12 protein-coding genes and 4 tRNA genes are annotated in these 18,866 nt (G+C 67.4%); 3 read left to right on the top strand and 13 right to left on the bottom strand.

Features of this window, described 5'->3' with window-relative positions:
* The 13 genes from QTH87_RS07090 to QTH87_RS07030 form a co-directional block, all read right to left on the bottom strand.
* Positions 1–1,304: ESPR-type extended signal peptide-containing protein (locus QTH87_RS07090; RefSeq protein WP_353506143.1), on the bottom strand; the 1,304-nt coding region annotated here is incomplete at its 3' end.
* Positions 1,305–2,005: 701 nt separating this feature from the next.
* On the bottom strand, positions 2,006–2,638 hold the full coding sequence (locus tag QTH87_RS07085; protein WP_286607976.1) for a DUF6806 family protein: 633 nt from the start codon (positions 2,636–2,638) through the stop codon (positions 2,006–2,008).
* Between the two features lie 22 nt (positions 2,639–2,660).
* A tRNA-Leu gene (locus tag QTH87_RS07080) sits at positions 2,661–2,752 on the bottom strand.
* A gap of 92 nt (positions 2,753–2,844) precedes the next feature.
* Positions 2,845–2,918: transfer RNA gene (locus tag QTH87_RS07075), tRNA-Cys, on the bottom strand.
* A gap of 67 nt (positions 2,919–2,985) precedes the next feature.
* Positions 2,986–3,061 (bottom strand) — tRNA-Gly (locus QTH87_RS07070).
* Positions 3,062–3,110: 49 nt separating this feature from the next.
* Positions 3,111–5,552, bottom strand: a complete 2,442-nt coding sequence (gene lon, locus QTH87_RS07065) for an endopeptidase La (protein ID WP_286607975.1) — start codon at positions 5,550–5,552, stop codon at positions 3,111–3,113.
* Positions 5,553–5,673: 121 nt separating this feature from the next.
* On the bottom strand, positions 5,674–6,939 hold the full coding sequence (gene clpX / locus QTH87_RS07060) for an ATP-dependent Clp protease ATP-binding subunit ClpX (protein WP_286607973.1): 1,266 nt from the start codon (positions 6,937–6,939) through the stop codon (positions 5,674–5,676).
* Positions 6,940–7,081: 142 nt separating this feature from the next.
* Positions 7,082–7,690, bottom strand: a complete 609-nt coding sequence (clpP, locus tag QTH87_RS07055; RefSeq protein ID WP_286607971.1) for an ATP-dependent Clp endopeptidase proteolytic subunit ClpP — start codon at positions 7,688–7,690, stop codon at positions 7,082–7,084.
* A gap of 93 nt (positions 7,691–7,783) precedes the next feature.
* Positions 7,784–9,097, bottom strand: a complete 1,314-nt coding sequence (gene tig, locus QTH87_RS07050; RefSeq protein WP_286607970.1) for a trigger factor — start codon at positions 9,095–9,097, stop codon at positions 7,784–7,786.
* A gap of 31 nt (positions 9,098–9,128) precedes the next feature.
* Positions 9,129–9,215 (bottom strand) — tRNA-Leu (locus tag QTH87_RS07045).
* A 136-nt stretch (positions 9,216–9,351) separates the two neighbouring features.
* Positions 9,352–12,519, bottom strand: coding sequence for an efflux RND transporter permease subunit (locus tag QTH87_RS07040; protein ID WP_286607969.1), 3,168 nt, complete (start codon positions 12,517–12,519; stop codon positions 9,352–9,354).
* A gap of 10 nt (positions 12,520–12,529) precedes the next feature.
* Positions 12,530–13,687: an efflux RND transporter periplasmic adaptor subunit gene (locus QTH87_RS07035; RefSeq protein ID WP_286607968.1), complete on the bottom strand. Its 1,158-nt coding sequence runs from the start codon at positions 13,685–13,687 to the stop codon at positions 12,530–12,532.
* A gap of 139 nt (positions 13,688–13,826) precedes the next feature.
* Positions 13,827–15,728: a potassium transporter Kup gene (locus QTH87_RS07030; RefSeq protein WP_286608060.1), complete on the bottom strand. Its 1,902-nt coding sequence runs from the start codon at positions 15,726–15,728 to the stop codon at positions 13,827–13,829.
* 60 nt (positions 15,729–15,788) lie between these two features.
* Between QTH87_RS07030 and hpnC the strand changes: the two genes are divergently transcribed.
* The 3 genes from hpnC to hpnE are packed head-to-tail and all read left to right on the top strand — an operon-like array spanning position 15,789 to position 18,865.
* A complete protein-coding gene (hpnC, locus tag QTH87_RS07025) occupies positions 15,789–16,694 on the top strand; it encodes a squalene synthase HpnC (RefSeq protein WP_286608058.1) in 906 nt (301 codons plus the stop codon).
* A 13-nt stretch (positions 16,695–16,707) separates the two neighbouring features.
* Positions 16,708–17,547 carry a presqualene diphosphate synthase HpnD gene (hpnD, locus tag QTH87_RS07020; protein ID WP_286607966.1) on the top strand — a complete coding sequence of 280 codons (840 nt, stop codon included), beginning with the start codon at positions 16,708–16,710 and terminating at the stop codon, positions 17,545–17,547.
* 37 nt (positions 17,548–17,584) lie between these two features.
* Positions 17,585–18,865, top strand: a complete 1,281-nt coding sequence (gene hpnE, locus QTH87_RS07015) for a hydroxysqualene dehydroxylase HpnE (RefSeq protein ID WP_286607965.1) — start codon at positions 17,585–17,587, stop codon at positions 18,863–18,865.
* Position 18,866 lies beyond the last annotated feature (1 nt).

Genomic DNA, 18,866 nt, shown 5'->3' with positions numbered 1-18,866 from the left:
CCGTCGGTCGCCGCACCCACCGTCAGGTTGTCACCGGCCGCAGCCTGCTTGACCATGCCCACGCCACCGTTGTTGATCTGCGTGGTCAGGTTGCTCACGCTGCCTTCGACGTTCGTCACGCGGCCATCGATGTTCGTGATGTCGCCCTGGATCGCACCGATGTTGGTGTTGATCGTGCTGACATCGCCCTGGATGGTCGTGATGTTGCCTTCGGCGGTCGTCACTCGCTCGTTGGTCGCGAACAGCTGCGAGCCGATCACCGCCTCCTGGCTGTCGGCAGCCAGCGCGCCTTCGGCCACGCCCACGAGCTTGCGGGCACCGGCCGTGCCGGTGAAGTCCACCGCAGCGCCGTCGGTCGCGGCACCCACCGTCAGGTTGTCACCGGCCGCAGCCTGCTTGACCATGCCCACGCCACCGTTGTTGATCTGCGTGGTCAGGTCGTTCACGCTGCCTTCGACGTTCGTCACGCGGCCATCGATGTTCGTGATGTCGCCCTGGATCGCGCCGATGTTGGTGTTGATCGTGCTGACGTCGCCCTGGATGTTCGTGATCGACGTCTTGTTGTCGGACACGGCACCGCCCAGGTTGTTGACGCTGTCGCTCATCGCGGTCATGGCCTGCGGGATCGAAGCGTATTGCGCCACCGCGCCCACGATGCCGCCGGCGCCGATCGAGGCCGCGTCGAATTTAACCATCGAGACCGTGCCGCAGGTGCCGGCGCCAGTGGACGCGTCGCAGCCCGCGGTGCCGAGCATCGAACCGCCCAGCGCGCTGAGGATCGGATTGATCTGCTGGACGTTGACCGCGTCGTTGTCTCTCGTTCCGCGTGCGACATTCGCGAGCGTGCTGTAGAAGGAGTCCGTGTAGTGCGAGAGTGCGCCCCCGGTGTAGTACGCATCGCCAACGCCGTGGCCGAACGAAGTCACGTTCGCGCGGCCGCCATCGGACGAGCGGAAGCCGATCGCGGTGGATTGAGCACCGCCCGCATATGCGTCGTTGCCGATAGCCGTAGAACTGACGCCACGCGCGTTTGCGCCGCTGCCGTAGGCGCTGGCGCTGTTTGCATTCGCCGTCGCGTTGTTGCCGACCGCCGTTGAATAGGCGCCGCTCGCCGAGCCGCCGCCCACTTGGTAGGCGTTCTGCGCCTGAACGCCGCCAACACCCAGCAGCAGCATGGTAGCGATGCCGATCGCCATGGCGGCGCGGGACGACGTCGACGACTTGCTCTTTCCCTTGCTCAACTCGGAGGCAGCAACGTAGGTACCGGTCTTCTCACACCAAATGCTCTTGTACGACTTGTTCATCAATATTCCTAAGTAGAAAAAACGTTGCGATCAGCGCTTAAGAAACTGCGCTGAAATCGCGTCATGCCCGTTGTCTGGCTTCGCCGGTTTGGCTTGTTGCCGGCAACCTAAGCAATGCGTTCTTTAGTACTCGGAAGAGATTTGGAACCTACTTGGCTACCCGGACAGTTGGGTTGAGTCAATAGTAGGAAAACCTAGTTTTTTCGCACATCAGAACACTCTCAATTCACCCGAGCGAGCCTCCACCGCCGCCGAGATCGCGCTCATTTCGTGACTTCAATCACGACACAAGGCCGGCGAAGAGGGTTGCAAGCGACGAATAGGCAACGCCGAGGCGCGCGTCGGATGCGCAGGGCGGTTGCGATAGAGAAGCATGCGGTGCGCGGAGCACGAGTCACGCACCAGCCGCAGCCCAAGAAGAGGGAGAAAGAAGGGGATGAGGCCCGACGAGAGGCCGTCGTGTCCTCAGAAGGGCTCGGCTACCTTGGCCGATCGGGTGGCGGCAATCAACGCGCCGGACGATGCGGGCGGGGGGCCTCCCCGGCCAGCCCGAGCGTGGCGCGCGCAGACGTGCTCACGCCGGGAAAGCACGCCGACCGCCTGGCGCGCATGCCCCCATGAGATTTCGAGAGCCCGGCGCCGAGCGGCGCACCGGGCGACGCTTGGCCTCAGTGCAGGCTCAGTGCAGGCTCAGTGCAGGCTCAGTGCAGGTGGCGCGGACGCCGGCCGCCGCCGTGGCCGCCGCTGCCGGCGCCCCCTGTGCCGCCACGCGGGCGCTTGCCGATCTCGAGCGAGTTGACCAGCGCGTCGAAGCGCTCGCCGAACAGCTTGTCGATCTCTGCCACCACGCCGCCGAGTTCGGCGCCGTCGAAATGGCGTTCCATGAGATTGACCACGTCTTCCACCAGCAGGTCGCGCTGCACCTGCATGATCGCGGCCGGATTGGGCCCGACGAAGAGCATCAGGAAGTCGTCGCGCGATTCCTCGTCGGGGTCGCCCTCTTCCTCGTCGAAGTCGGTGTCGTAGAAGGTGACCTCGAGCGCGGCGCCCTGCTCGGCCAGTTCGTTGAGGGCCATGCACATCTCGTCGAGCGCCTGGCGGAAGTCTTCGTCGCCGGCGACCGTCCAGCAGATCTGGAGCACGTGCTCCTTCTGCTCGAAGCGGATGCCGGGCTCTTCTTCGTAGACGCTGGTGGCTCCATCGGCCAGCGACTTGGCGCCGGCGTACTTCCAGAGTGGGGCGAGCGCTTCCTGGATCTGCTCGAAGCTCACGTCGGAGCGCAGCGGCACGTCGCCGTGCACATGGATTTCGAACGGAGCGTTGTAGCGAGGCATGTCTTGCTCCCTTGTAATGTTGTGGTGCCCGGACCGGGGGTCGAACCCGGATGCTCCGATGAAGGAAGCGGCGGATTTTAAGTCCGATGTGTCTACCAGTTTCACCATCCGGGCTTCCGGTCGGAAAACGACGATACCGCAAACGAACCGAGCCCCGGCAACCTGGGTTGGCGGGGCTGCGAATTCGGTGCCGGGGGTGATGTCGGTGGAGGCGCGACCCGGAGTCGAACCGGGCTAGACGGATTTGCAATCCGTTGCATAACCGCTTTGCTATCGCGCCACGCTTGAAATCTTTTCTTCTCGAACCCGAAAAAAAGGGAAGCTTGAAGCTTCCCTTTTTCAAAAACTGGAGCGGGAAAAGAGTCTCGAACTCTCGACCTCAACCTTGGCAAGGTTGCGCTCTACCAACTGAGCTATTCCCGCGTTTCGAGCCTCGAATTATATAGCATTTTTCGAGGCTCCAGCAAGCCCGTCAATGCTTGACCGACCCTTCGGCAGGCGTCGCCGCGCGCTGCTTGGCGAGCTCGGCCACGGCCGCCGCGGAAGCCGCGACTTCCTCGTCGGACAGCGGCGTCGGCATCTTCTCGAGCGCGATCTCGAGCACCTTGTCGATCCACTTCACAGGCACGATCTCGAGGCCGTTCTTCACGTTCTCGGGGATGTCCTGCAGATCCTTGGCGTTCTCTTCCGGGATCAGCACGGTCTTGATGCCGCCGCGCAGCGCGGCCAGCAGCTTCTCCTTCAGGCCGCCGATGGCAGTGACCTCGCCGCGCAGCGTGATTTCGCCGGTCATCGCGACGTCGCCGCGCACCGGAATGCCGGTCAGCGCCGACACGAAGGCGGTGGTCATCGCCGCACCGGCGCTCGGTCCGTCCTTGGGCGTCGCGCCGTCGGGCACGTGGATGTGGATGTCGCGCTTCTCGAACACCTCGTCCTTGATGCCGAGCCGGCGGGCACGGCTGCGCACCACGGTGCGGGCAGCCTCCACCGATTCCTTCATCACGTCGCCGAGCGAGCCCGTGCGGCTGATCACGCCCTTGCCGGGCATGGTGACCGCCTCGATCGTGAGCAAGTCGCCGCCGACCTCGGTCCACGCGAGGCCGACCACCTGGCCGACCTGGTTCTGCTTCTCGGCCAGGCCGAAGCTGTACTTGCGCACGCCGAGGTAGTCGTTGAGGTTGGCGCCCGTCACCAGCACCTTGGGCTCGAGCTTCTTGAGTAGCAGGCCCTTGACCACCTTGCGGCAGATCTTCGAGAGCTCGCGCTCGAGCGAGCGCACGCCCGCCTCGCGCGTGTAGTAGCGCACGATGTCGCGCACCGCTTCCTCGTTGATCAGCAGTTCTTCTTCCTTCACGCCGTTGTTCTTCATCTGCTTGGGCAGCAGGTACTTCAGCGCGATGTGGGTCTTCTCGTCCTCCGTGTAGCCCGCCAGGCGGATCACTTCCATCCGGTCGAGCAGCGCCGGCGGGATGTTCATCGAGTTCGAGGTGGCGACGAACATCACGTCGCTGAGGTCGAAGTCGACCTCGACGTAGTGATCGCCGAAGGTGTGGTTCTGCTCCGGGTCGAGCACCTCGAGCAACGCGCTCGAGGGGTCGCCGCGGAAGTCGGTGCCCAGCTTGTCGATCTCGTCGAGCAGGAACAGCGGATTGCGCGTGCCGACCTTGTTGAGGCTCTGCAGCACCTTGCCCGGCAGCGCGCCGATGTAGGTGCGGCGATGGCCGCGGATCTCGGCCTCGTCACGCATGCCGCCGAGCGCCATGCGCGTGTACTTGCGGCCGGTCGCCTTCGCGATCGACTGCCCGAGCGAGGTCTTGCCGACGCCCGGAGGCCCGACCAGGCACAGGATCGGCGCCTTCACCTTGTCGACGCGCTGCTGGACCGCGAGATATTCCAGGATGCGGTCCTTGACCTTCTCGAGGCCGTAGTGGTCCTCGTTGAGCACGGCCTCGGCATTGGCCAGGTCGTGCTTGATCTTGGTCTTCTTGCTCCAGGGCAGGCCGATCAGCACGTCGATGTAGTTGCGCACGACGGTGGCCTCGGCCGACATCGGCGACATCAGCTTGAGCTTCTTGAGCTCGCCTTCGGCCTTCTTGAGCGCTTCCTTGGGCATCTTGGCGAGCTTGATCTTCTTCTCGATCTCCTCGATGTCCGCGCCCTCCTCGCCTTCGCCGAGCTCCTTCTGGATCGCCTTGACCTGCTCGTTGAGATAGAAGTCGCGCTGGTTCTTCTCCATCTGGCGCTTCACGCGGCCGCGGATCTTCTTGTCGACGTTGAGGATGTCGACCTCGCGCTCGAGCTGTCCGAACAGGTTCTCGAGCCGGGCCTTGATGTCGGCCAGGTCGAGCACGGCCTGCTTGTTGTCGAGCTTGAGCGGCAGGTGGGCCGCGATGGTGTCGGCCAGCCGGCCCGGATCGTCGATGCTCGAGATCGAGGTCAGGATCTCGGGCGGGATCTTCTTGTTGAGCTTCACGTACTGGTCGAACTGCTGCATCACGGCTCGGCGCAGCGCCTCGACCTCGGTGCCCTTCTGGACCGCGGCCTCGGCCGCTTCCACGGGCGTGACGTTGGCCGAGAAGTGGGTCTCGCCGTCATCGATGCGGTTCACGCGGGCGCGCTGCTGGCCCTCGACCAGCACCTTCACGGTGCCGTCGGGCAGCTTGAGCATCTGCAGGATGGTCGAGACGCAGCCGACCTCGAACATGTCCTCGACCGAGGGCTCGTCCTTGGCGGCGGCCTTCTGGGCCACCAGCATGATGCGGCGCTCGGCCTCCATCGCGAGCTCGAGCGCCTTGATGCTCTTCGGACGGCCGACGAACAGCGGGATGACCATGTGGGGGAACACGACCACGTCGCGCAGCGGGAGCAGCGGCAGGTCGAGTTCGGTGGCAGGCAGGGGGATATGACCGGACATGGAGATCCTTTGATTGATCACGGAAAGATGGTTGGCCGCGCGCACATTTCAAGTGCGCGGGCACGGTCTTCTTCGAAGACGTCGGACGCCTGGGGCTGGGCAGAGGTCGTCCGGTGGGGCATCAGGCTTTCTTGGCCGTCTCGCGGTAGACAAGGAGCGGCGGCTTGTTCTCGTCGATGGTGGATTCCTCGACCACCACCTTGTCGACGTTGGTGGCGTTGGGCAGCTCGAACATGGTGTCGATCAGCGACTGCTCGAGGATCGAGCGCAACCCGCGCGCGCCGGTCTTGCGCGCCAGTGCCTTGCGGGCGATGGCCTTGAGCGCCGCCGGGCGGATCTCCAGGTCGACGCCCTCCATCTGCAGCAGCTTGGTGAACTGCTTGACCACCGCGTTCTTGGGCTCGGTCAGGATCTGGACCAGCGCGTCCTCGCTGAGTTCGGCCAGCGATGCCACGACGGGCATGCGGCCGACCAGTTCGGGGATCAGGCCGAACTTGATCAGGTCCTCGGGCTCGACCTCGCGGAACACCTCGGTGATGCTGCGCTGGGCCTTGCTCTTGACCATGGCGCCGAAGCCGATGCCCGAGGCCTCGGTGCGGTTCTCGATCACCTTCTCGAGGCCCGCGAAGGCGCCGCCGCAGATGAACAGGATGTTGGTCGTGTCGATCTGCAGGAAATCCTGGTTCGGATGCTTGCGACCGCCCTGCGGCGGCACGCTGGCCATCGTGCCTTCGATCAGCTTCAGCAATGCCTGCTGCACACCCTCGCCCGAGACGTCGCGCGTGATCGAGGGGTTGTCCGACTTGCGCGAGATCTTGTCGATCTCGTCGATGTAGACGATGCCGCGCTGGGCCCGCTCGACCTCGTAGTTGCAGCTCTGCAGCAGCTTCTGGATGATGTTCTCGACGTCCTCGCCGACATAGCCGGCCTCGGTCAGCGTGGTGGCGTCGGCCATCACGAAGGGCACGTCGAGCATGCGGGCCAGGGTCTGCGCCAGCAGGGTCTTGCCGGAGCCGGTCGGGCCGATCAGCAGGATGTTGCTCTTGTTGAGCTCCACCTCGTCGCCCTTGGATTTCTCCTTGTGGCGCAGCCGCTTGTAGTGGTTGTAGACCGCCACCGAGAGCATGCGCTTGGCGGGCTCCTGGCCGATCACGTAGTTGTCGAGGTTGGTCTTGATCTCGAGCGGGGTCGGCAGGTCGCTGCGGGCCTCGCGCGACTCCTCACCCGCGGGCAACTCGTCTCGAATGATCTCGTTGCACAGGTCGATGCACTCGTCGCAAATGAAGACCGAAGGTCCGGCGATCAGCTTCTTGACCTCGTGCTGGCTCTTACCGCAGAACGAGCAGTAAAGCGTTTTTTCGCTGGAGGAGCCTTTTTTCTCGGCCATGGGCAAATGCCTCGTAACAGGAGATTAACAATGATAGCGAAGAAGAAAGCCCACAAACCCGTCGCAGGCCCGAAGCAACAACGGCGCTTTCCCCAGGGAAAACGCCGTTCTCGCCTGCGCGCCTGAGGCGCCGGTCGCCTTTTCAGCTCCGCTTGGAGATGACCTGGTCGATCAGGCCATAGTCCTTGGACTCGTCGGCCGTCAGGAAGTAGTCGCGCTCGGTGTCGCGCGCGATCTTCTCGAGCGGCTGGCCGGTGCGCTCGGCCAGGATCCGGTTCATCTGCTCGCGCGTCTTGAGGATGTCACGGGCGTGGATCTCGATATCCGTGGCCTGGCCGCGGGCGCCGCCGAGCACCTGGTGGATCATGATCTTCGAGTTGGGCAGCGAAAAGCGCTTGCCCTTCTCGCCGGCCGCCAGCAGGAAGGCGCCCATGCTGGCCGCGAAGCCGATGCACAGCGTCGACACGGCCGGCTTGATGAACTGCATGGTGTCGTAGATCGCCATGCCGGCACTGACGCTGCCGCCCGGCGAGTTGATGTAGAAGGAAATGTCCTTGTCCGGGTTCTCGCTCTCGAGGAACAGCAGCTGCGCCACCACGAGGTTGGCGGTCTGGTCGTTGACCTCGCCGACCAGGAAGATCACGCGCTCCTTGAGCAGGCGCGAATAGATGTCGTAGGAACGCTCGCCGCGGCCCGATTGCTCGATGACCATCGGAACCATGCCGAGGCCTTGAATGTCCTGTGCGCTCATGTGTGCTCTCCAGAGGGATTTCGTACTGTACCCAAACGAAATGGGGCTCGTGCCACAAAGCACAAGCCCCATGAAAACGCAGGCGGGGCCGGATCAGCCCTGCTGCGCCATCAGGTCGTCGAACGACACCGACTTGGCGTTGACCTTGGCCTTGCCGAGCACGAAATCGGTGACGTTGTTCTCGATGACCACGGCCTCGACCTCGGCCAGGCGGCGGTTGTCGCTGAAATACCAGCGCACCACGTCGGCCGGCTTCTCGTAGCTGGCTGCGAGCTCGTCGATGTGGGCCTTGATCTGCTCGGGCTTGGCCTGCAGTTCGTTGGCGCGCACCAGTTCGGCCACCACCAGGCCCAGGCGCACGCGGCGCTCGGCCTGCGGGCGGAACACGTCGTCGGGGATCGGTGCCTTGTCGGCGTCCTTGATGCCGCGCTGCTTGAGTTCGGCACGGGCGCCCTCGACCATGCGGTCGACTTCGGCCTGCACGCTCGACTTCGGCAGGTCGAGCTCGGCGCTCGCGAGCAGCGCGTCCATGACCGCGTTCTTGTTGCGCGCCAGCAGGCGGAACTTGACCTCGCGCTCGAGGTTGCGCTTGATGTCCGCGCGCAGGCCCTCGACCGTCGCGTCGGCGATGCCGAGCGACTTGGCCAGCTGTTCGTTGACTTCCGGCAGGTGCGAAGCCTCGATCTTCTTCACGGTGACCATGAAGTCGGCCTGCTTGCCGGCCACGTCCTTGCCGTGGTAGTCGGCCGGGAACGAGAGCGGGAAGGTGCGGCTGTCGCCGGACTTGAGGCCGCGAACGGCATCCTCGAACTCCTTGAGCATCTGGCCTTCGCCGACGATGAACTGGAAGTCGTCGGCCTTGCCGCCCTGGAAGGTCTCGCCGTCGATCTTGCCTTCGAAGTCGACCGTGACGCGGTCGCCATCGGCCACGGCGGCGTCCTGGGCGCGCTGGGCGAAGGTGCGGCGCTGCTTGCGCAGGATGTCGAGCGTCTTGTCGATCGCCTCGTCGCCGACTTCGGCGTCGACCTTCTCGACTTCGGCGCTGGACAGGTCGTTGATCTTGACTTCGGGGAAGACTTCGAACACCGCGTCGAAGGCCAGTTCGCCTTCGGGCGACTCTTCCTTCTCGGTGATGCGCGGCTGGCCGGCGACGCGCAGCTTGGCCTCGTTGGCGGCCTGAGCGAAGGCCTCGCCGACCTTGTCGTTCATGACCTCGTAGTGGACCGAGTAGCCGTAGCGCTGGGCGACGACGTTCATCGGCACCTTGCCTGGACGGAAGCCGTCCATCTTGACGGTGCGGGCCAGCTTCTTGAGGCGCGAATCGACCTCGGACTGGATGGTGCCGACCGGCAAGGTCAGCGTGATCTTGCGTTCGAGCTTCTCGAGGGTTTCAACGTTCACGGTCATTTCAGTCTTCCTTTTGAGGGGTCTTTTGTGCTGGTGCGCGGGGCCGGACTCGAACCGGCACGTTCTTGCGAACGTCAGGACCTAAACCTGGTGCGTCTACCAATTTCGCCACCCGCGCGGTTCCAGTGTTTTTCAGGTGTTGGCCGGGCAAACCGAGCGCGCCCTGGAAGGGGCGGCATGCTCGGGATCGTCCGGTGTCTTGCAGCGGCTGGGGCTCGTCGCCCCGGCCGCCTGAAATCGGTCAACCGCGCATTTTAAACGCTAACCGGGACGCTTCCCGGCGCCGGTGCACTCTCGCGCTTCACGCGGAAGCATGCCGCGTACATCGCGGGCAGCGCCAGCAGCGTGAGCACGGTCGCCACGATGAGGCCGCCCATGATCGCCACCGCCATCGGGCCCCAGAACACACTGCGCGACAGCGGGATCATCGCCAGCACCGCCGCCGCCGCGGTCAGCACGATCGGGCGCAGCCGCCGCACGGCCGATTCGACGATCGCGTCCCAGGCCGGCACGCCGGCCGCGCGGTCGATCTCGATCTGGTCGATCAGGATCACGGCGTTGCGCTGGATCATGCCCATCAGCGCGATCACGCCGAGCAAGGCGACGAAGCCGAAGGGCCGGTTCAGCAGCAGCAGCGCGCCGGCCACGCCGACGATGCCGAGCGGCCCCGTGATGAAGACCAGCAGCGAGCGGCTGAAACTGTGCAGCTGCAGCATCAGCAGGGTGAACACCAGGAACAGCATGATCGGCACGCCGGCCACGATCGAGGCCGAGCCCTTGCTGCTCTCCTCGACCGCGCCCGCGACGTCGATCCGGTAGGCGCCCTGCCCCGCGGCCTGCCACCTGGCCTCGAGCGCGCGCAGGGACGGCAGCAGTTCGTTGGTGACCGTCGCGCCCTGCATGCCTTCCACGATGTCGCCCTGCACGGTGATCGCGTAGTCGCGGTTCCAGCGCCACATCACGCCGGGCTCCCAGGTGAAGACCGGCTTGGCGATCTGCGTCAGCGGAATCGAGCGGCCCGAGGGCGTCGGCAGGTAGGCGTTGCCGATGTCGGAGATGGCTTCGCGCTCGTCGGGCGACTGGCGCAGCACGATGTCGATCAGCAGGTCGTTCTCGCGGTACTGGCCGACCGTGGTGCCGCTGAACATGGTGCGCGAGGCCTGCGCGATCGCCTGGCTCGTGACGCCGAGCGCGCGCGCCTTGTCCTGGTCGACCTCGAGCCGGATCACCTTGACCGATTCGTTCCAGTTGTCGTTGACGCCGCGCATGTGGGCGTTCTCGCGCATCAGCGCCTTGACCTCGTCGGCATGCCCGCGCAGCTGCGCCGGGTCGGGACCGACGACGCGGAACTGCACCGGGTAAGGCACCGGCGGGCCGTTGGGCAGGAGCTTGACGCGGCCGCGGGCCTCGGGGAATTCCTCCGCCAGCACGGCCGGCAGCTTGAGGCGCAGCTTCTCGCGCCACTTGAGGTCCTTCGAGAGCACCAGCAGTTGCGCCACGTTGGTCTGCGGGAACACCTGGTCGAGCGGCAGGTAGAAGCGCGGCACGCCCGAGCCGATCCAGCTCGTGACGGTCGTGATGCCGTCCTCGCCCTTGAGGCGCTGCTCGACGCGCTTGATCACTTCCTCGTTGGCGGCGAAGGAGGTGCCTTCGGGGAACCACATCTCGACCAGGATCTCGGGCCGGCTCGAATCGGGGAAGAACTGCTGCTGCACGCGCCCCATGCCGACGATGCCGAGCGCGAACATCAGCACCGTGGCGCCGATGGTCAGCCAGCGGTGCTCGACGCACCAGTTCACCGAGCGGCGGAAGGCGTTGTAGAACGGCGTGTCGAACAGCTCGTGCGGCGGCGCGTCGGGATCGTGCGGCTTTACCTTCAGCAGCAGCGTGCCGAGGTAGGGCACGAAGTACACCGAGACGAACCAGCTGAGCACCAGCGCGATGACGGTGACGGCGAAGATCGCGAAGGTGTATTCGCCGGTGACCGATTTCGCGAGGCCGATCGGCAGGAAGCCGGCCGCCGTGATCAGCGTGCCGGTGAGCATGGGCTTGGCCGTGACGTCGTAGGCGAAGGTGGCGGCGCGCACCTTGTCGTAGCCCTCCTCCATCTTGCGCACCATCATCTCGACCGCAATGATCGCGTCGTCCACCAGCAGGCCCAGCGCGATGATCAGCGAACCCAGCGAGATCTTGTGCAGCCCGATGCCCAGGTAGTTCATGGCCAGGAAGGTCATGGCGAGCACCAGCGGAATCGTGATCGCCACCACCAGCCCCGGCCGGACGTCGACGTACCAGCCGAAGCGCCCGCCCTTGTGCAGGCCGAGCGCGATGAAGCTCACGGCCAGCACGATCGCCACCGCCTCGAGCAGCACGCGCACGAACTCGTTGACCGAACTGGACACCGCCACCGGCTGGTCCTGCACCTGCACCAGCTTGACGCCGAGCGGCAGCCGCTTGTCGATCTCGGCGGTGGCGACATCGAGCGCCTTGCCGAGCGCGATGATGTCGCCGCCCTTGGCCATCGAGACGCCGAGCGCGATCACCTCGCGGCCCTGGTGGCGCACCTTGATCGCCGGCGGATCGACATAGCCGCGCCGGATCTCGGCGATGTCGCCCAGGCGCAGCTGGCTGCCGGAGCTGCCGCGGATCGGCATCGCGCGCAGCTGCTCGACGCTCGTGAACTGGCCGCCGACGCGCACCTGCACCACGTCGAGCGGCGACTGGATCGTGCCCGCGCTCTCGACCGCGTTCTGCGAGCCGATCTGCGCCAGCACCGCGTTGAAGTCGAGCCCGAGCTGGGCAATGCGCTTTTGCGAGACCTCGATGAAGATCTTCTCGTCCTGGACGCCGAACTGCTCGACCTTGGCCACGTCCTTGACGCGCAGGAGGCGCTGGCGCACGTCGTCGGCGAAGGCCTTGAGCTCGGCATAGCCGAAGCCCTCGCTCTCGAGCGCGTAGATCACGCCGTAGACGTCGCCGAAGTCGTCGTTGAAGAACGGGCCCTGGATGCCGGCCGGCAGCGTCTGGCGCATGTCGGCGATCTTCTTGCGCACCGTGTACCAGACGTTCGCGACCTCGCCGGCCTTCGACGAATCCTTGATCTCGAAGATGATCTGCGACTCGCCAGGCTTCGAGTAGCTGCGGATCTTGTCGGCGTAGGGTGCCTCCTGCAGCGTGCGCTCGAGCTTGTCGGTCACCTGCTCGGCCACCTGCTGCGCGGTGGCGCCAGGCCAGTAGGTGCGCACCACCATCGCGCGGAAGGTGAAGGGCGGGTCCTCGTCCTGGCCGAGCTGGAAGTAGGACGCGAAGCCCAGCAGCATCAGCACCAGCATCAGGTAGCGCGTGAGGGCCGCGTGCTCCAGGGCCCACTTGGAAAGGTTGAATCCGGCCTTGCCGGTCTCGGCGTTCTGCGGTTCGCTCATCGCGTCGGCCTCAGCGCTGGGCCACCGGGGCGGCTGCGGCCGGCTGCGCCGGGGCCTGCTGCTGCTGCAGAAGCGCATTCTTGTCGCGATAGATCGACACCTTCTGGCCCGGCTGCAGCACGTGCACGCCGGCCGCGACCACCATCATTCCCGGCGTGAGGCCCGAGGCGATCACGGCGTCGTTGCCGTCGGCCGTGGCCACCTGCACGGGCTGCGAGCGCACCGTCAGGCTGGCCGGATCGAGCACCCAGACCGCCGTGCCCGCGCCGTCCTGGCGCAGCGCGCTGGTCGGCAGCTTGATCACCTGCGCACCGTTGCGCGACAGCGCCTTGGGCCGCGCATAGACCGTGGCGCCGAGCGGCGGCGCGGTGGCGGCGTCGATCGAGACCTTGACGCCGTAGGTGCGCGTCACGGCGTCGGCGCTGGCAGCGACCTCGCGCACCGTGCCGTCGAAGGCCTCGTTGCTCGACCAGCCGCGCACCTTGACCGGCGAGCCCGGCTTGACCAGCGAGGCACGATCCTCGGGCACCGAGAAGACAACGTCGCGGGCGCCGTCCTGGGCGATGCGCACCACCGGGGCGCCGGCCGCCACCACCTGGCCCGGCTCGGCCTCGATCGCGGTCACGATGCCCGGCACGTCGGCCACCAGGTTGGCGTAGTTGGCCTGGTTGCCCTGCACCGAGAGCTGGGCCTGGGCCTGCTCGAGCTGCGCCTGGGCGGCCTTGTAGGTGCTTTCGCGGCGCTCGAGATCGGCGCCGCTGATGAAGTTCTGGTTGCGCAGTTCGCGGTAGCGCTTCAGGTCCGCGAGCGCCAGGTCGCGGTTGGTGAGCGCCGCCGCCTGCTGCGCGCGGGCGCCCTCGGCCGCGAGCTTGAGATCCTGCGGATCGAGCTGGGCCAGCACCTGGCCGGCCTTCACGTGCTGGCCGAGTTCGGCCTGGCGCCTGGCGATCTTGCCGGCGACGCGAAAGCCCAGGCGCGATTCGACCCGTGCCTTGACCTCGGCCGAGAACTCGGGTTCGGTGTCGTAGGTGCTGGCGCCGACCTGAACCACCTTGACCGCGCGCAGCGGCTCCTCGGGCGGCGGCGGCCTCGAACAACCGGCCAGTGCCAGCGCGGCCAGCGACAGGCACGCGAGGCGGAACACGGAACGGGAAGTCGACGCGGTCATGAAGTGAGCCCTCGAAATGGAACGGGGTCATTAATGACCGGCCGGTTAGTAATCTAGGGTAAACGTGAATCCATGTCAACAAATTGGAACTCGGCTTCGCTCTCGCGCTCGAAGGCGCGGCTGGCACCGGCGACTCCGCTCAGCCCCGCTGGCCGAGTTCGACCAGCCGGTTGCCCGGCAGCTCGAAGTAGTCGGAGGCGCGCCCCGCGTTGCGCTGCAGCCAGCTGAACAGCGCCCAGCGCAGCGCATTCATCCCGGGCAGAGGCTCCGACCCCAGCGCCGCGCGAGAGACGAAATACGAGATCGTCATCGATTCGCAGGCAAGCCCCTTCTGGTAGGCCAGGATGCGGATGAACTCGGGCACGTCGGCCCGCTCCATGTAGCCGTGGCGCGCGGTCACGACCCATATCCCGCTGCCGAGCGCGGCGGCCTCGATGCGATGGCGGGCGTCGACCCGCGGCGTGTCGCAGGCCAGCACGCGCAGCACGATCACCTGGTCGTGCAGCACCTGGTTGTGCTTGAGGTTGTGCAGCAGCGCGTGCGGCACCGCCTCGGCGTCCGGGTTGAGGAACACGGCCGTGCCCTTGACGCGGTGCGGCATGTGGGCCTCCAGCGAGGCGACGAAGGGCAGCAGCGGCAGCCGGTGCGCCTCGGCCGCCGCGAGCCCGAGCCGTCGCCCCTTGCCCCAGGTGGTGAACAGCAGCATCACGACCGCCGCCACCGCGAGCGTGAGCCAGCCGCCGTCGCCGATCTTGAGGCTGTTGGCGACGACGAAGGTAAGGTCGACCAGCGCGAAACACGCCACGCCGATCAGGACCGCGACCCGGTTCCAGCGCCACAGGCGCCAGGCGACGATGCCGGTCAGCAGCGTGGTGGTGACCATGGTGATCGACACCGCGATGCCGTAGGCGGCCGACAGCGCGCTCGAACTGCGAAAGCCCAGCACCAGCAGCAGCACGCCGGCCATCAGCAGCCAGTTGATGGTCGGCACGTAGATCTGGCCGATCGCGTCACCCGAGGTCTGGACGATGCGCATGCGCGGCAGGTAGCCCATGCGCATCGCCTGCGCCGTGAGCGAGAAGGCGCCCGAGACCACGGCCTGAGACGCGATGACCGTCGCCATCGCGGCCAGCACCACCATCGGCAGCACGCCCCAGGAGGGAAACAGGCGGAAGAAGGGGTTGTCGATCGCGTCCGGATTGCCGAGCACCAGCGCGCCCTGGCCGAAGTAGTTGAGCACCAGGCCCGGCAGCGCGATGAACAGCCACGCGAGCCGGATCGGCCGGGCGCCGAAATGCCCCATGTCGGCATACAGCGCCTCGCCGCCCGTGAAGGCCAGGAAGACCGCGCCCAGCACCGCGAGCGACTGCGCACGGTGCGTGACCAGGAAGCCGGCCGCATGGCGCGGATCGAGCGCGGCCAGCACCTGCGGCTGCTGCAGCACCTGCCACAGGCCGGCCGCCGCGATCAGCACGAACCACAGCAGCATCACGGGCCCGAACACGCGGCCCACCGCACCCGTACCCCGGCGCTGGACGGCAAAGAAGGCCACCAGGATCGCCACCGTGATCGGGATCACGAAGGGCTGCAGCCCAGGGGCCTGCACCTCGAGGCCCTCGACCGCCGACAGCACCGAGATCGCCGGCGTGATCAGGCTGTCGCCGTAGAAGGTGGCGGCCCCCACCAGCCCCAGCAGGCCGATCGCATGCCACAGCCAGCGCGGGGTCGAAGAGCCCTCGACCGCGTGCCGGGCCAGCGCCTGCAACGCGAGGATGCCGCCCTCGCCGTCGTGGTCGGCGCGAAGCACGAAGACCACGTACTTCAGCGTCACGACGAACATCAGGCCCCAGAAGATCAGCGACAGCAGGCCGAGCACCGATTCGGGCGCAAAGCCGATGCCGTGTTGCGGATTGAGGGTTTCCTTGAACGCATACAGCGGCGAGGTGCCGATGTCGCCGAACACCACGCCGAGCGCGCCGATGACGACCAGGGCACCCGTCGGGCGGGGGGGCGCGGCCTCGGCGGCGGGAGGCTTGCGCATCAGGGTGTTCATGGTGTGTGGAGGGCCGAGGCCAGCCGGATCGTAGCGTGCGGGACAATCCTGCGCGTGTCATCTCCTTCAATTCCCGAAACCGCGGCCCCACCGACCCACTACGAGAACTTCCCGGTCGCCTCCTGGCTGTGCCCGCCGCGGCTGCGGCCGCCGATCGCTGCCATCTACACCTTCGCCCGCACCGCGGACGACATCGCCGACGAGGGCGATGCCGACGCGGCCGAGCGGCTCGCGACCCTGCAGGCCTACCGTGCTGAGCTTGCGGCGGTGGCGGGCGGCAAGCCGCCGTCCGCTTCGCGCTGGCCCGAGGTGTTCGGCCCGCTGGCGCATGCGATCGCGGACTTCGGCCTGCCCGAATCGCTGCTCGCAGACCTGCTCTCGGCCTTCATGCAGGACATCGGCAAGAGCCGGGACCGCACGGGCTATGCCGACCGGGACGGTCTGCTCGACTACTGCAGCCGCTCGGCCAACCCGGTCGGCCGGCTGCTGCTGCACCTGTACGGCGTGCACGACACGCGTTCGCTGGCGCAGAGCGACGCCATCTGCAGCGCGCTGCAGCTGATCAACTTCTGGCAGGACCTGAGCGTCGACCTGCCGCGCGGGCGCTACTACCTGCCGCAGGCCGATTGCCTCGCCCATGGCCTGGCGCCCGCTGACTTCGCGGGCTTTGCGCCGATCGGGCCGGCCGCGCCGCCGCGCGCGGCGATCGAGCTGGTCGCGAGCCTCGTGGCGTGGGCTCGCGCGCTGATGAACGAGGGCGCACCGCTGGTGCACCGCCTGCCCGGTCGCGCGGGCTGGGAGCTGCGCTTCGTGGTCCAGGGGGGCCACCGCATCCTCGACAAGATCGAGGCGCGCGGCTGCGACACCTTCACGGGCCGCCCGACCGTCGGCGTCGCCGATGCACCCCTGCTGGCCTGGCGGGCCCTGCGGATGCGGAGACAATCGGCCGCATGAGGAGTTCCCCACGATGACCCCCGAGCAGTACGTCCAGGACAAGGCCGCTGCATCGGGCAGCAGCTTTTACTACGCCTTCCTGTTTCTGCCGAAGCCGCGGCGCGCCGCGATCACGGCCTTCTACGCCTTCTGCCGCGAGATCGACGACGTCGTCGACGAGGTCAGCGACCCCGGCGTCGCCGCCACCAAGCTGGCCTGGTGGCGCACCGAGGTCGCGCAGGCCTATGCCGGACAGCCGCGCCACCCGGTGCTGCAGGCGCTGATGCCGCACGCGGCAGCCTACGGCATCGAGGAGCGCCTGCTGCAGCAGGTGATCGAAGGCTGCCAGATGGACCTGGACCAGACCCGCTACCTCGACTTCCCCGCGCTGCGGCGCTACTGCCACCTCGTGGCCGGCGTGGTGGGCGAAGGCGCGGCGCGCATCTTCGGCCAGAGCGAGCCTCAGACCACGGACTACGCCCACAAGCTGGGCCTGGCGCTGCAGCTCACCAACATCATCCGCGACGTCGGCGAGGACGCACGGCGCGGGCGCATCTACCTGCCCGTCAACGAGCTGCAGCAGTTCGACGTCAAGGCGCACGAGATCCTCAACCGGGTGCATTCCGAGCGCTTCGTGGCGCTGATGCGCTTCCAGGCCGATCGCGCCCGCGCCGCCTACGACGAGGCGCTGGCCCTGCTGCCCGCCGCCGACCGCCGGACGCAGAAGCCCGGGCTCATGATGGCCAGCATCTACCGCACGCTGCTCGAGGAGATCGCGCGCGACGACTTCCAGGTGCTCGACCAGCGCGTGAGCCTGACGCCCGTGCGCAAGCTCTGGCTGGCGTGGCGCGTCCAGGCCCTGGGGAAGCTGTGACGCGCGCCCCGGCGCACCCGCCTCGGACAGGCCTGCAGTGAAGGTCGCGGTCGTTGGCGGCGGCTGGGCCGGCATGGCCTGCGCGGTCGAGGCGACGCGCGCCGGGCACGCGGTCACGGTGCTCGAGAGCGCGCGCCTGTGGGGTGGACGGGCGCGCGCCCTGCCCGCCACCCTGCCCGACGGCAGCAGCACGCTGCTCGACAACGGCCAGCACATCCTGATCGGTGCCTATGCCGAGACGCTGCGGCTGATGGCCGAGGTCGGCGTCGACCCCGGTGCCGCGCTGCAGCGCATTCCGCTCGCGCTGCGCTTTCCCGATGGCGGCGGCCTGTCGCTGCCGGCCCTGCCCGAGTGGCTCGACCGCGCCAGCCGCCGCCTGGTGCCGCTCGACGTGCTCGCGGGTGTGCTCGGCGCGCGCGGCTGGTCGTGGCAGGACAAGCTCTCGCTGCTGCGCACCTCGGGGCGCTGGCAGGCCGAGCGCTTTGCCTGCGCGGCCGACCAGACCGTGGCCGGGCTCTGCGCCGGGCTCACGCCGCGCGTGCATGCCGAACTGACCGAGCCGCTGTGCCTGTCGGCGCTCAACACGCCACCCGCGCGCGCGAGCGGCCAGGTGTTCCTGCGGGTGCTCGAGGATGCCTTGTTCAAGGTGCCCGGCGGCTCGCAGCTGCTGCTGCCGCGTGTCGACCTCGGCGCGCTCTTTCCCGACACGGCAGCGCAATGGCTGCTGCGCCAGGGCGCCCGGTGCGAGACGGGCCGTCGGGTGCAGACGATGACGCGCGACGGCGCAGGCTGGCAGGTCGACGGCCAGCACTTCGACCGCGTGGTTCTGGCCTGCCCGCCCGGCGAGGCGGCGCGCCTGGCGGTAGGGCTGGCGCCCGCATGGGCCGCGACGGCGGATGCGCTGCAGCACGAAGCCATCGCGACCATCTACCTGCACGGCAACGCAAGGCTCGCGCGGCCGCTGCTCGCGCTGCGCAGCACGGCCAACGCGCCGGCCCAGTTCGTCTTCGATCGCGGCCAGCTCGGCGGGCCGCACGGACTGCTGGCCTTCGTGGTCAGCGCCAGCCAGGGCGAGCGCGAGACGCTGCAGCAGCAGGTGCTCGCGCAGGCACACGCACAACTGGACCTTGGCGGGCTGCGGCCAGTGACGACCGTTGTCGAACGGCGCGCCACCTTCGCCTGCACGCCCGGCCTGCGGCGACCGCGGCAATGGGTGGCGGACGGCCTCTGGGCCTGCGGCGACCATGTCGAGGGGCCCTATCCGGCCACGCTCGAGGGCGCGGTGCGCAGCGCGGTCGCCGTGGCGGCCTCGCTCTGAA

It is taken from the genome of Variovorax jilinensis, assembly GCF_030316885.1.
Taxonomy (GTDB): Bacteria; Pseudomonadota; Gammaproteobacteria; order Burkholderiales; family Burkholderiaceae_C; genus Variovorax; species Variovorax jilinensis.
Note: the sequence above shows the minus strand (reverse complement) of the source record. Positions and strands in the feature narration are given on the sequence as shown.

Coding starts and splice junctions, on each gene's coding strand:
- QTH87_RS07085 (WP_286607976.1), bottom strand. CDS start 2,638: ATGCCTCGCTACAACGCTCCGTTCGAAATCCATGTGCACGGCGACGTG.
- lon (WP_286607975.1), bottom strand. CDS start 5,552: ATGTCCGGTCATATCCCCCTGCCTGCCACCGAACTCGACCTGCCGCTG.
- clpX (WP_286607973.1), bottom strand. CDS start 6,939: ATGGCCGAGAAAAAAGGCTCCTCCAGCGAAAAAACGCTTTACTGCTCG.
- clpP (WP_286607971.1), bottom strand. CDS start 7,690: ATGAGCGCACAGGACATTCAAGGCCTCGGCATGGTTCCGATGGTCATC.
- tig (WP_286607970.1), bottom strand. CDS start 9,097: ATGACCGTGAACGTTGAAACCCTCGAGAAGCTCGAACGCAAGATCACG.
- QTH87_RS07040 (WP_286607969.1), bottom strand. CDS start 12,519: ATGAGCGAACCGCAGAACGCCGAGACCGGCAAGGCCGGATTCAACCTT.
- QTH87_RS07035 (WP_286607968.1), bottom strand. CDS start 13,687: ATGACCGCGTCGACTTCCCGTTCCGTGTTCCGCCTCGCGTGCCTGTCG.
- QTH87_RS07030 (WP_286608060.1), bottom strand. CDS start 15,728: ATGCGCAAGCCTCCCGCCGCCGAGGCCGCGCCCCCCCGCCCGACGGGT.
- hpnD (WP_286607966.1), top strand. CDS start 16,708: ATGACCCCCGAGCAGTACGTCCAGGACAAGGCCGCTGCATCGGGCAGC.